This is a genomic window from Pseudarthrobacter sp. SSS035, assembly GCF_023273875.1.
Lineage (GTDB): Bacteria > Actinomycetota > Actinomycetes > Actinomycetales > Micrococcaceae > Arthrobacter.
Window position 1 is genome coordinate 947,334 of the sequence record NZ_CP096882.1, and the last position, 13,129, is coordinate 960,462.

General features: G+C 66.7%; 12 protein-coding genes. 7 read left to right on the forward strand and 5 right to left on the reverse strand.

Annotated elements, in window-relative coordinates; genetic code table 11:
- Positions 1-89 precede the first annotated feature (89 nt).
- Positions 90-785 (reverse strand): metal-dependent transcriptional regulator, encoded by a 696-nt coding sequence (locus MUN23_RS04330; RefSeq protein ID WP_058929975.1) that lies wholly within the window; start codon positions 783-785, stop codon positions 90-92.
- Between the two features lie 275 nt (positions 786-1,060).
- Here MUN23_RS04330 and serC point away from each other — a divergent pair, with 275 nt between their 5' ends.
- On the forward strand, positions 1,061-2,191 hold the full coding sequence (serC, locus tag MUN23_RS04335) for a phosphoserine transaminase (RefSeq protein ID WP_248762283.1): 1,131 nt from the start codon (positions 1,061-1,063) through the stop codon (positions 2,189-2,191).
- A gap of 86 nt (positions 2,192-2,277) precedes the next feature.
- Here the strand turns inward: serC and MUN23_RS04340 are convergent, their stop codons facing one another.
- The 3 genes from MUN23_RS04340 to MUN23_RS04350 are packed head-to-tail and all read right to left on the reverse strand — an operon-like array spanning position 2,278 to position 4,569.
- Positions 2,278-3,576 (reverse strand): MFS transporter, encoded by a 1,299-nt coding sequence (locus tag MUN23_RS04340; protein ID WP_248762284.1) that lies wholly within the window; start codon positions 3,574-3,576, stop codon positions 2,278-2,280.
- Positions 3,577-3,621: 45 nt separating this feature from the next.
- Positions 3,622-4,176, reverse strand: coding sequence for a DUF3027 domain-containing protein (locus tag MUN23_RS04345; protein ID WP_248762285.1), 555 nt, complete (start codon positions 4,174-4,176; stop codon positions 3,622-3,624).
- 9 nt (positions 4,177-4,185) lie between these two features.
- Positions 4,186-4,569, reverse strand: coding sequence for a cold-shock protein (locus MUN23_RS04350; protein WP_056347308.1), 384 nt, complete (start codon positions 4,567-4,569; stop codon positions 4,186-4,188).
- Between the two features lie 246 nt (positions 4,570-4,815).
- Here MUN23_RS04350 and MUN23_RS04355 point away from each other — a divergent pair, with 246 nt between their 5' ends.
- From MUN23_RS04355 to MUN23_RS04380, 6 genes are all read left to right on the forward strand, one after another.
- Positions 4,816-5,049 carry a hypothetical protein gene (locus MUN23_RS04355; protein WP_058932785.1) on the forward strand — a complete coding sequence of 78 codons (234 nt, stop codon included), beginning with the start codon at positions 4,816-4,818 and terminating at the stop codon, positions 5,047-5,049.
- Between the two features lie 10 nt (positions 5,050-5,059).
- Entirely contained in the window at positions 5,060-7,549 is a 2,490-nt protein-coding gene (locus tag MUN23_RS04360; protein WP_248762286.1) for a helicase-associated domain-containing protein, read from the forward strand.
- A gap of 13 nt (positions 7,550-7,562) precedes the next feature.
- Entirely contained in the window at positions 7,563-9,206 is a 1,644-nt protein-coding gene (locus MUN23_RS04365; protein WP_248762287.1) for a DNA repair helicase XPB, read from the forward strand.
- A 114-nt stretch (positions 9,207-9,320) separates the two neighbouring features.
- Entirely contained in the window at positions 9,321-10,034 is a 714-nt protein-coding gene (locus MUN23_RS04370; protein WP_056346636.1) for a response regulator transcription factor, read from the forward strand.
- Between the two features lie 2 nt (positions 10,035-10,036).
- Complete coding sequence (locus tag MUN23_RS04375; RefSeq protein WP_248762289.1) at positions 10,037-11,587, forward strand: HAMP domain-containing sensor histidine kinase; 1,551 nt, start codon at positions 10,037-10,039, stop codon at positions 11,585-11,587.
- Between the two features lie 109 nt (positions 11,588-11,696).
- Positions 11,697-11,984 carry a WXG100 family type VII secretion target gene (locus tag MUN23_RS04380; RefSeq protein ID WP_248762291.1) on the forward strand — a complete coding sequence of 96 codons (288 nt, stop codon included), beginning with the start codon at positions 11,697-11,699 and terminating at the stop codon, positions 11,982-11,984.
- 20 nt (positions 11,985-12,004) lie between these two features.
- On the opposite strand, the gene MUN23_RS04385 is transcribed toward MUN23_RS04380, so the two are convergent.
- Entirely contained in the window at positions 12,005-13,063 is a 1,059-nt protein-coding gene (locus tag MUN23_RS04385; protein WP_248762292.1) for a ribonuclease HI family protein, read from the reverse strand.
- Positions 13,064-13,129: the final 66 nt, after the last annotated feature.

Sequence of the window (13,129 nt, forward strand, 5' to 3'; positions counted from 1 at the left end):
GTAACAATTCCGTTATCTTTGCGGAACCTTGCCTCGCTGCGCTATGGCGCGGCCCCACGCGCGGCCCCACGCGGCGGACCGCCTTCCCGTCAGCTGACGGAAACGAAGACGTGGGATGCCACTTCCGGGGGCAACTCGAGCGCCCCTTCGATTCCCGGCACGCGCACGGAAATGTACTCCCCTACGCGCTCCAGGGACACCGTGGCACCAGGCCTGATCCCGCCTTCATCCAGCTGGACCAGCAGCTCAGGTTCCACCTGGATGGGCTCGGCCAGCCGGCTGACTGTCACGTTCGACGCCGGCCCGTAGCCCTGCATCGCATCAAGGAGATTAATCACACCGGCGTCAGGGAGCGCGGGCGCCGGTCCGCCCAGGGCAGCCAGCCCGGGGATGGGGTTGCCGTAAGGAGACTCCGTGGGGTGGTTGAGCAATTCGTAGATGCGCTGCTCTACGCGCTCGCTCATCACATGCTCCCAGCGGCACGCTTCATCGTGGACATAGGCCCAGTCCAGGCCGATCACATCCGCCAGGAGCCGTTCCGCGAGCCTGTGCTTGCGCATCACTTCCGTGGCGCGTTTCCGCCCGGCTTCCGTGAGCTCCAGGTGGCGGTCTCCGGAGACCACGACCAGTCCGTCGCGTTCCATCCGTCCGATGGTTTGGGACACCGTGGGTCCGGAATGGCGCAGCCTTTCGGCGATGCGTGCGCGAAGAGCAACGATGTTCTCTTCTTCAAGCTCCAAAATGGTCCGAAGATACATCTCCGTAGTATCGATCAGATCCGTCATCCAGCTCAGCTCCTCGAGCGCAGTACCTTGCGTTGTCCCACCGTATCGCGTCCCGCTCAGCGGCGAGGTCCGCTAAAAAGCTTAGCCTATTTTGAATTTGTCTGGATAATGCCGGGCGGGGACAAACGGTCTCAGTGGCCGGACTATGACGGCGCCGGTTCCCGCCGAATCGAGGGTTCAGGCAGAATAAGGGAGGTCCTTATGCAGTCACCGCCGACTACCGGCCACCCCACCGTCCGGACGTGAGCCACGTCCATGCCGAAATTGGAGCCCCCGTGAGCGAAACCAGCATCACTATTCCTGCCGACCTCCTGCCAAAGGATGGACGGTTCGGCGCAGGACCCTCCAAGGTCAGGCCGGAGCAGCTCGAAGCGCTCTCAGCGGCGTCCAAGACCATCCTGGGCACGTCCCACCGCCAGGCACCGGTCAAGAACCTCGTGGGCTCCGTCCGTGAAGGCCTCAGCCAGTTCTTCCGTGCCCCTGAAGGCTACGAAGTGGTCCTCGGAGTGGGCGGTTCCACGGCGTTCTGGGATGTTGCAAGCTTCGGCCTCGTGGAAAAGAAGGCCCAGCACCTGTCCTTCGGCGAGTTCGGCTCCAAGTTCGCCTCAGCCACCAACAAGGCTCCGTTCCTGGACGCCTCCTCCATCATCAAGTCCGAGCCCGGCACCCGCCCGGTATCGGCCGCCGAGGCTGGCGTGGATGTCTACGCCTGGCCGCAGAACGAAACCTCCACGGGTGTCGCGGCTCCGGTCAAGCGCGTCGCGGGCGCCGACGCCGGTTCCCTGGTCCTGGTGGACGCCACCTCCGCAGCCGGCGGCCTGCACGTGGACGTCTCCGAGGCCGATGTCTACTACTTCGCCCCGCAGAAGAACTTCGCCTCCGACGGCGGCCTGTGGCTGGGTCTCTTCTCCCCCGCCGCGCTGGAACGCGCCGCCCGGGTCAAGGCCAGTGGTCGCTGGATCCCCGATTTCCTGGACCTCCAGACCGCCATCGACAACTCCAAGCTGAACCAGACGTACAACACGCCGTCACTCTCCACCCTGGTGACCCTCGACGCGCAGGTGCAGTGGCTGAACGCCAACGGCGGCCTGGACTTCGCGTCCGCCCGCACCGCTGACTCCGCCGGCCGGATCTACTCCTGGGCCGAGGCCTCCGAGTACGCCACCCCGTTCGTGGCCAAGGCGGAGGACCGTTCCAACGTCATCGCCACCATCGACTTCGACGACTCGATCGACGCCGCCGCGATCGCCAAGGTGCTCCGCGCGAACGGGATCGTGGACACCGAGCCGTACCGCAAGCTGGGCCGCAACCAGCTCCGGATCGCCACGTTTGTTGCCATCGAGCCGGCTGACGTCTCCGCGCTGCTGGCAAGCATCGACTACGTGGTGGGCGAGCTGCGCAAGTAGCTCCCCCACGCGCGAACGGACACTTGGGGCCCACGGAACCGGGGCCCCAAGTGTCCGTTCGCGCTGTGTTGTGGTGAGGCCAGTTGTCAGCGTCCGACGGCGTCGTCCCCCGGTTGTTGGACGCCCAGGTGGGAGACGACGCCGAAGTAGCGCAGGCCGCGGGCGCGCCGGTTGAAGGTGAGCCGGAGCCGCTGAGCGCGGATGATCCAGATCATTCCGATCACGGCGGCGATGATCCCGGAGGCGGCCGCAACGGAAAGCGACCACCGGGGGCCGGCGACGTTGGCCACCCATCCCACCAACGGGGCGCCGATGGGTGTGCCGCCCATAAAGATGGCCATGTACAGGGCCATGACCCTGCCCCGCATGACGGGATCGGTGGTGGTCTGGATGTAGCCGTTGGCACTGGTCATCATGGTGATTGCGAACAGGCCCACCGGCACCAGCGCCACGCCGAACCAGAAGTAGTCCGGGGCAAGCGCGGCCAGTCCCGAGGTCACCCCAAAGGCAGCCGCCGCGCCGAAGATCATCCGCAAGCGGGGCTTGCGGCGGCCGGCGGAGAGCAGCGCGCCTGCCACGGAACCGATGGCCATGATGGAATTCATGAGCCCGAACGCGCTGGCGTCCAGCCCGAATTCCGTGCCCACCATGGCGGCGATGAACAGCACGAAGTTAAGGCCGAGTGTTCCCACGATGAACACGGCCACCAGGACCACCACAATGTCCGGCCGGAACCGCACATAGCGCAGCCCTTCCCGGATCCGGCCCTTGCCCGGAGCCGCCCGGGGAAGCTGGCGCAGTGACGCGGCGGGGATCTTCCACAGGCTCAGGAGCATGGCCAGGAACGTGAACGTGTTGATCAGGAACACCCAGCCGGGACCCACCGCCACGGTGAGGACGCCGGCCACGGCGGGCCCGATCATCCGGGCGACATTGAACGAGGCGCTGTTCAGGGCCACGGCGTTGGGCAGGTAGTCGTCCCGCACCAGTTCAGAAACAAAGGTCTGCCGCACCGGGGCATCGAGGGCGGAGACCATGCCCAGCAGCAGGGCGAAGCCGTAGACGTGCCACAGCTGGCCGGCGCCGAGCACCACGAGGATGCCCAGGCCGGTGCTCAGGAGGGCCATCATTGACTGGGTGATGATGAGCAGCTGCCGGCGGCTGTACCGGTCCGCCACGAGGCCGGCGACCGGCGCCAGGAAAAGCTGCGGCCCCAGCTGCAGCGCCATGGTGATACCCATGGCCCCGGCGTCGTGATCGGTGAGGTGGTCAAACACCAGCCAGTCCTGGGCCGTCCGCTGCATCCAGGTTCCGATGTTGGAAACCAGCGCGCCGAGGAACCAGATCCGGTAGTTGAGGATGTGCAGGGATTTGAAGGTGGACATCAGTGCCGGCCTTCTTGGTTCTCAACCCTGCGCATTGGCAACTGCTTAGTCAGCCTCGCCGGCGGGGTCGTCGTCTTCGGAGTCTTCGGATTCTTCGTCCCGGTCCTCGGACGCGGGGGTGTCAGCCTCGGCCTGCGATGCGGCCGGCTCCGCAGCGGAAGCCTCAGCAGCGCGCGGCTCCTCTTCCTCTGCCGCCTGTGCGTCCTCGGGGCGGACGCGCTCTGCCCACGGCACCCACTCCGGGGAGAGGATGGAGTCCTCCGACGGCAGGAGGCCAAGCTCGCTGACCGTGACCACCTTGGAGCGGGAGTTCCTGGTCAGGATCGCGTACCACTGCCAGCCGTGGTAGCCGGCCATTCTTGATTCGAAGAGGTGGGTGACCAGGCGGTCGCCCTCACTTTTGGCAGCCAGGTGCGCACCGATGTCCGACGCCGCCGCGATGCCTTCGATGGCGGTTCGCGCCTCGCCAACGGCAGCGGCGAGGAAGGCATCCGGCTTTCCGGTACGCCACACGGGCACGCTTGCGCGGCGCTTGGCCTCGGCTTTGGCGCCTACTTTCTCCGCTGTTGTGGTGTCCGGCTGTTCAGCTTCCGCGTTCATGGCCAAGACCTAAACGTCCAGCTCGTCGGCAACCTTGCGCAGGGCAGCCGCGATGGCCTTGCCCTTGTTGCCTTCCGGGTACTTGCCCGCGGACAGGGTTCCGGAGAGGTTGTCCAGCACGCTGACCAGGTCCTGGACCAACGGCGCGAGGTCCCGGGCGCTGGGCCGCTTGGCCTTGGCGATGGACGGCGTCTTGTCCAGGACGCGCAGGCCCAGGGCCTGTGCACCCTTGCGGCCGTCGGCAACGCCGAACTCAACCCGGGTGCCGGCCTTCAGCTCCGTGATGCCTTCGGGCAGCGATGATTTGGGCAGGAAGACTTCCTGGCCGTCCTCGCCTGCGAGGAATCCGAAACCTTTTTCCTTGTCATACCACTTGACCTTGCCGGTAGGCACGTAATCAACCTTCTTCGTTCTGACGTCTTCTGACACGGCCGGCAGTCACCGCATCCGCACTGATGTGCGGGTTCAGGGTATGACAGCGACGGACCGTGTTGGTCTGTCCCTCAAGGTTATCCTGCCGGCGGCCGGAATCCTGCTTTCACGCACCCTTCGTCCTGCCGCCTGCCTGCGGCTGTGTGCCCGCCGCTCACGGCCGCCTGTGGCGCCACCACCGGCCGCCCGGCTGTTAGCGTTGCCTGCATGACACCCTCGCGATACCGGCGCCCACTGATGATCTGCGCAGCGGTTGTTGCCATGCTTTCCCTCGTGGCGGTGGGAGCCGTCATGGCACTGGCCTTCGCAGGCTCCGCTGCTCCGGCCTGGGTCACCGCCACAGCCTTGTACGGGTTGCCGGTTGCGTTCCTGCTGATGCTCTTCCTTGTCCTGGATAGCGTGGCGGGCCGGCGCCGGGCAGGAAAGTCCGGCGGGCGGTAACGTTGGACTGATGTCCCTTATTCGCGCACTCAGCAAAGAACTGGAAGCACGCAGCGATGACTCGTTGCGGGCGCTCTTTGCAGCGCGGCCGGACCTTATGTCCCCCGCCGTTCCTGACTTTTCCGCCCTGGCCGCGCGGGCAAGTGCGCGGGTCAGCGTCCAGCGCGCGCTCGAGCGGCTTAACAGGCCACAGATGCAGGTGCTGGAAACGCTGCATCTCTGTACCAACACGGACACCGAACACAGCGCCTCGGCGGCGGGCGTCCGGAAACTCATTGCAGGGTCCACGGTAGCGGCGCTGGAACGCATCCTGGCCTCGCTCCAGGAACTGGCTTTGGTGCACCGGGCAGAGCCGCCGCATGGAACGGCGGTTTCTGGCCACCGCCAGCGCTACTACCTGCCGGTGGGAAGCCTCAAGGACGTGGTGGGAATCTATCCTGCGGGGCTGGGGCGCAGCTACACCGAGCTGGTCAGGCTCCAGCCCGCGTTTGCCCAGCGGGCAGTCCAGCTCGTTGCCGAGCTGCACCGCAGCGGCGTCTCCATCCAGAACGCCACCACCCCCATGGAGGCAGCCCTCGCGCTGCAGCATTGGACATCCTCGCCCGAGGCACTCGGCGAGGCTTTGGCCGGAGCCCCGGAACGCACGACGGCGTTGCTCGCCAAATTCCGCAACTGGGCCATGGGTGCCGTACCCCAGGCGCAACGGAAAGCGTCGGTCTCGAACCAGGGCGCCGACGTCGGGCCCGTTGACTGGCTCCTGGCCCGGGGCCTGCTGGTCCCCCTGGACGCCGCGCACGTGGAATTGCCGCATAGCGTGGGATTGTCGCTGCGTGGCGGCGCCATCATCAATGACTTCTGCCTGTCCCCGCCGGTTCCGGAGCTGGGCAGCACCACCGCTGCGCTTCGCCGGAACGCGGCGCTGGGCGCCATCGCCGAAACCCTCCGGCTGGTGGGTGACCTCCTCCACGCCGTCCGCGAACAGCCGCTGGCCACGCTGCGCAGCGGCGGCGTAGGTGTCCGGGAAATGAAGCGGCTGGCCGAGACGCTTCGCATCGACCAGCACCGGGCGGGCCTGCTGCTGGAGGTCAGCGCGCTCGCCGGCCTGTTGCGCCTTGATGTGGACTCGTCCTCGTGGGTGCAGCCCCCGCAGCTGGAGTGGCTGGCCCTCCCCCGCCAGGAGCAGTGGCTGTGGCTGGTCAATGCCTGGCTCGCGAGCGAGCGTGTGCCGTCACTGGTGGGTCAGCCCGCTAACGGCCCCGGCGGCGCTCCCGCCGCGCACCGTGCCCTGGCCGGGAACACCGTTAACGCCCTTTCGGCAGAGGCGCAGCGGCCGGACGCCCCGGTGGTCAGGAAGCGGATCCTGGAAATCCTGGAGGAACTCACCCAGGAGGCTGCCGCTGCGGACGGCACGGCACCGGTCCTGGATGCTGCGGCCGTCCTCCAGCGGGCTGAATGGACGCAGCCGCGGATGGCCCGCCGGTTCAGTTCCCTGATCAGGGGTGTGCTGGCGGAAGCGGAGCTGCTCGGACTGATCGGCTCCGGTGCGTTGAGCCAGCTGGGCAGCGCCATTGCCGAAGACAACCCGGACGAAGCCTTGGGCATCCTGGGCGAGCATCTGCCTGCGGCACTGAACCACGTCCTGCTTCAGGCGGACCTGACCGCAGTTGCCCCGGGCTACCTGGCTCCGGAGCTGGCCGAAAGGCTACTGGTGATGGCCGACGCCGAGGGGCACGGGCCCGCCACTATCTACCGGTTCTCCGCCAACTCGGTCCGGCGGGCGCTGGATGCCGGGCATGACGCCTCGAGCCTGCTGGAGTTCCTGCGTGAGCATTCGGCCACGGCCGTGCCCCAGCCCCTGGAATACCTGGTGGAGGACACCGCGTCCCGGCACGGCCGGCTCCGGGTGGGAATGGCCGCCAGCTTTATTCAAAGCGATGATGAGGCAACGGTGCTGGAACTGGCGGCGGAGTCCAAAGCGGCCGGCCTGGGGCTGGCCCGCATTGCGCCGACGGTACTGATCTCCACCGCTCCGCCGCGGGAAACAGCCCAGGTCCTGCGCGGACTGGGCCTCTCGCCGTCGGTGGACCAGGCCGAGCCCGGAGTGGTCCGGCTCCGCCGCACTAACCATGTTCACGGCAGCGCCCGCCCCGTCTACACGGCGCCGCGGACCGCACCCGCCGAGGACGACGTCGCCGCGCAGCTGGCCGTCCTGCGGAACAGGCGGGCTGAAGCCTCCGGAAACCACGCAGGCCCCGTGGCTGGCTCCGGCGAAGCTGCGACCCAGCTTGGGCTGGAGACGCTGCAACGGGCTATCCGGCTCAAGCAGCGCGTGAGCATGAACGTGGTGGACAGCCAGGGGAATTCCTGCCTGGAGACAGTTGTTCCCCTCTCCGTAAACGGCGGACGCGTCAGAGTCTTTGATCCTGCCAAGGAAACCGAACGAGTGCTCTCCATCCACCGCATTATCGACATTGAGGCCGCAGAAGAACTGCGCCAGTGAAGGACTGCCCCGCGTGAACGACGGCCCGCTGATCGTCCAAAGTGACAAAACCATCCTGCTCGAAGTGGACCACGAACTGGCCACCGAGGCGCGCCACGCCATCGCCCCCTTCGCCGAACTGGAACGCGCCCCCGAGCACATGCACAGCTACCGCCTGACGCCCCTGGGCCTGTGGAACGCACGCGCCGCCGGACTGGACGCGGAGAAGGTCCTGGACACGCTGCTCAAATACTCGCGGTTCCCCGTGCCGCATTCGCTGCTGATCGACGTCGAAGAGACCATGTCGCGCTACGGGCGGCTGCGGCTGGAGAAGGACCCCCAGCACGGCCTGGTGATGCGCACGGACGACTACCCCGTGTTGGAGGAGGTCATCCGGGCCAAAAAGATCCAGCCCCTGCTGGGGCCGCGGATCGACGGCGAAACCATTGTGGTCCATTCCTCCCAGCGGGGCCAGCTCAAGCAGCTGCTCCTGAAAATCGGGTGGCCGGCGGAGGACCTGGCCGGCTACGTGGACGGCACACCGCACCTGATCGCCCTGAACGAGAACGGCTGGAAGCTCCGCCCGTACCAGCAGCTCGCCACCGAGAATTTCTGGGCGGGCGGCAGCGGCGTGGTGGTGCTGCCCTGCGGGGCCGGGAAGACGCTGGTGGGTGCCGCGGCCATGGCCACGAGCTCCACCACAACCCTCATCCTGGTCACCAACACGGTGGCAGCCCGGCAGTGGAAGGACGAGCTGCTCAAGCGGACGTCCCTGACGGAGGACGAAATCGGCGAGTACTCGGGCGCCATCAAAGAGGTCCGCCCGGTCACCATCGCCACGTACCAGGTCCTCACCACCAAACGCGGCGGCCTGTACGCGCACCTGGAGCTACTGGATGGCCACGACTGGGGCCTGATCATCTATGACGAAGTGCACCTCCTGCCGGCGCCGATCTTCCGGATGACGGCGGACCTGCAGGCCCGCCGCCGGCTGGGCCTCACCGCCACCCTGGTCCGCGAGGACGGCCGCGAAGGCGAAGTCTTCAGCCTGATCGGGCCCAAACGGTACGACGCGCCCTGGAAGGACATCGAAGCCCAGGGCTACATCGCCCCCGCGGACTGTGTGGAGGTCCGCATTGACCTGCCCCGGGACGAACGCGTGGCCTATGCCATGGCCGAGGACGCGGACAAGTACCGGCTGTGCGCCACCTCCGAGTCCAAGACCCTCATCGTGGAACAGCTGGTGGCCCGGCACCAGGGCGAGCAGCTGCTGGTGATCGGGCAATACATTGACCAGCTGGACGAGATCGGCGAGCGCCTGCAGGCCCCGGTCATCAAGGGCGATACGTCCGTCAAGGAACGGCAGAAGCTCTTCGATGCATTCCGGGCCGGCGACGTGAACACGTTGGTGGTTTCCAAGGTGGCCAACTTCTCCATCGACCTGCCCGAGGCCTCGGTGGCCATCCAGGTCTCCGGTTCCTTTGGGTCGCGGCAGGAGGAAGCCCAGCGGCTGGGCCGGTTGCTCCGCCCCAAGAAGGACGGCCGGGCGGCCCGCTTCTACTCTCTGGTGGCCCGCGACACCCTGGACCAGGATTTCGCGGCCAAGCGGCAGCGCTTCCTGGCAGAGCAGGGCTATGCCTACCGGATCATGGACGCCAAGGATGTCGGCGCCGCCTAACGGCCACCCGGTGTTCGTGTCCGGCGATGGGGATGGCCCTGCCACGGCAGGCTCCCCATGGAACACCCACCATCCATCCAGAAAACTCACAGTTTCTGGGAGCATGATGGGAGCATGAAGAAGACCGGCCCAGAAGCCAAGCTGCTAGTTGTTGATGACGAACCCAACATCCGCGAGCTGCTGTCCACCTCGCTCCGCTTCGCAGGCTTCGAGGTGGTCTCTGCCGCCAACGGCCGTGACGCGCTGGCCGCCGCCGAGCTCCACGCGCCCGATCTGGCGGTGCTGGACGTGATGCTCCCGGACATGGATGGCTTCACCGTCACCCGCAAGCTGCGGGCTTCGGGGAAGCACTTTCCGGTCCTGTTCCTCACGGCGAAGGACGACACGGAGGACAAGGTCACCGGCCTCACAGTAGGCGGGGATGACTACGTCACCAAGCCGTTCAGCCTGGACGAGGTAGTGGCCCGCATCCGTGCCGTCCTGCGCCGCACGCAGCCCCTGCTCGACGACGACGACGCCGTGATCCGGGTGGACGACCTGGAGCTCGACGACGACGCCCACGAAGTGCGCCGCGGCGGCACCGTGATCGAACTGTCCCCCACGGAATTCAAGCTCCTCCGGTACCTCATGCTGAACCCCAACCGGGTGCTGTCGAAATCCCAGATCCTGGACCACGTCTGGGAGTACAACTTCAACGGCGACGCCTCGATCGTGGAGTCCTACATCTCGTACCTCCGGCGCAAGGTGGACATTGATCCGGACGCACCGGCACTGATCCAGACCAAACGCGGAGTCGGTTACGTGCTCCGGACGGCAGAGAAGCGCTGACCTTGCTGCAGCGGTGGAAATCGGCCTCGCTGAGGTCCCAGCTGGTGGCCATGATTATGGCACTGCTGATTGTTGCGCTGACCTCAACCGGCGCCGGCACCCTCACGCTGCTGCACAGCTACCTCCAGGCGCAGGTGGATGACAAGCTGTACGCCGCCGTCGACCTCGCCAGCAAGCAGCGCTCGTTCACCCAGCTGCAGGCACCCACCAACCCGATGGTCCCCACTGACTACTCGCTGATCCTTTACACCCCTGGTGAGGACCCCCAGCTGTTGGGCGGCGATCCGGATGACCACCCCGACATCGCCACCATCTCCGTTGAGGACGCCCAGAACCGGGGCACCCGCCCGTACCAGGTCAGGGGCACCGACGGCCAGAACTGGCGGGTGGTCGCGGTGACCGTGCTCTATATCGGCCGTCCCGCCGTCGTTGTCATCGGCTTGCCGCTGCAAAGCGTGGATGATGTCCTCAAGCACGCCACCCTGGTGGTCACCGGCGTCGGCCTGCTCACCCTGCTGCTGGCCTCCCTGATCGCCAGCTGGACCGTGTCCCGGTCATTCCGTCCGCTGGCCAAGGTGGAAAAGACCGCAGCCGCCATCGCCGCGGGCGACCTTTCCAGACGTGTGGACGTTGAAAATCCCGGCACTGAAGTGGGGCGGCTCGGGAGCTCGCTGAACGCCATGCTGGCGCATATCGAGACGGCCTTCGCCGCCCGGACAGCCTCGGAAGGCAGAATGCGCCGGTTCGCGGCCGACGCCTCCCACGAGCTGCGAACCCCGCTCGTGACCATCCGGGGTTTCTCCGAGCTCTACCGCCATGGCGCGCTGGCCACCGACGAGGACGTGGCCACGGCCATGGGGCGGATCGAAAGCGAAGCCAAACGGATGGGCTCTATGGTGGAGGACCTTCTCCTGCTGGCGCGCCTGGACGAACAGCGCCCGCTCCAGGAAAAGCCCGTGGACCTGCAGCTGATTGCCCACGATGCGGTGGTGGACACGCAGGCAAGCGACCGCTCGCGCCCCATCTCCCTGACCGGTCTTGGTGACGATCCGGCCGCCCCCGCGCCGGTGCTCGGTGACGAAGCAAAACTGCGGCAGGTGGTGGGGAACCTCGTGGGGAACGCCCTGCGCTACACCCCGGACGGCAGCCCGATCGAACTAGCCGTCGGGGTCCGGACCTCCGACGGCGGGCAGCCGCTCGCGGTGATTGAGGTCCGGGACCACGGCCCTGGCATCTCAGAAGAGGACGCGTCCAAGGTGTTCGAGCGTTTCTACCGCGCGGACACGTCCCGGACGCGTGAGACCGGCGGCAGCGGCCTGGGGCTCGCGATTGTCGCGGCCATCGTGGGATCGCACGGCGGGTCCGTCAGGGTGGAAAAGACCGACGGCGGCGGGGCCACGCTGGTGGTCAGCCTGCCGGTCCGGGACGACGCCACCGACGAGGCTCACTCCGGCGATGACCACGCGGGCGAAGCCCACCCGGGCGCAACGGCCACGCAGGATGGCGATCCTGTGGACGGAGGCCACGGAGATGGCAAGGTTATCCACATATAGCCATGGAGCGTGGCGTGCGGGCAGTGCCCGTCCGTAGGCTCGCTGTAGTGACCCGGAGCAGCCGGGCGGGCAGCAGATGCTGTCCCACTACTTCGAGAGGCAGCAAGCCATGAGCATCATTTCCGTCGACACCGAACTCCTTCAGCAGAAGTCGGCCAACGTCAAAGCAACGGTGGATCGGATCAGCTCGGACGTCCAGACCATGAAGCGCGGCCTGGACGAACTGCAGTCCACCTGGCGGGGCTCGGCTGCCAACAACTTCCAGGCCCTGGTGACCGAGTGGACACTCACCCAGGGCAAGGTGGAGGCATCGCTGGCATCCATCAATATGGCCCTGGCATCAGCAGCGTCCACGTACGCCCAGGCCGAGCAGGGCAACACGCAGCGCTTCAGCTGAGTCCGCAGCCGAAATGGCTTTTACGCCTCCGGCGTGCCCTGGCGGAATCGGAGCCGCCATCTGTTGCCGTCCAAGACCCACAGTGAACTATGGAGAGCCGTGCCTGAGCGCGAGTAGCTTCGGCACGTCAGCAGGATCGCGCTGGTGCCGATGCGGTCCGCACCCAGGATCTCCAGCTCAGTGTGCTGCCCCGATTCCTCTTCCAGTGCCATCATCGTGGCATCACGGGTCCATACCCTGCCCGAGGTTCCGATCTCCATAAAATCAGGGTGCAGGAGGACGCCGGTGCGGCCTATGTCGCCACGGATATCGGGGCCCGACAACTCGCGTTCGAGGGCCTCGACGATCGCTTCGGGGCTCATCTCGGCCCCGGCGGACTCCGACGGGATGAAGGAGTCGCTCTCCAGTTCGCTGAAAAGGTCTGGCTCCTCGTAGGGGCCTTGGTTGAAAAGGTCCTGGCCGTACGAGCCCTGACCGTCGGAGCCAGCACCGTCGGCTGTGGTGGCGGCCTGGAGGCTGGCAGGAGTGGCGGCGTCGGGGCTGGTCAGTGCGGTGCCTGCTCCAGGGCTGACGGCAACCCGGCTATCAACTGCTGCGCCAACCGCTGCCGGGGCTCCCGCGAAGCCCGGGCCTGAACGCGCTGCCACACCCTGCTGGTACGCGGTGGCCGCTGCACGCGCGCGGACATCGGCTGCCTCATTGAGGTCGTGGCCTGCGTGGCCCTTGACCCATTCGAAGGTGTATTTCCGGCCGGCGATTTCCCGGTCAAGTTCCTTGAGCAGCTCCACGTTCAGGACGGGTTTGCCGTCGGCCTTCCGCCACCCCTTGCGTTTCCAGCCCGGCATCCACTTTGTGATGGAGTTGATCACGTACTGGCTGTCGCACAGGACCCTCAGGTCCTCCTCCGGGACGTGGGCGGTGGCACGGAACAGATCCAGGACGGCCATCAGCTCTCCCTGGTTGTTGGTGCCGTGCGGCCATCCCCCGGCACGCCAGCAGTCGTCGTTCACATACCAGGCCCAACCGGCCGGGCCGGGATTTCCTAAAGCCGAACCGTCGGCCGCTGCAGTAATTGTCACTTAACCATCCTGCCAGAGTTCCGGTGTGCACCTTGGCGCACGTCCTCCCACGATGCTCTATCAGTT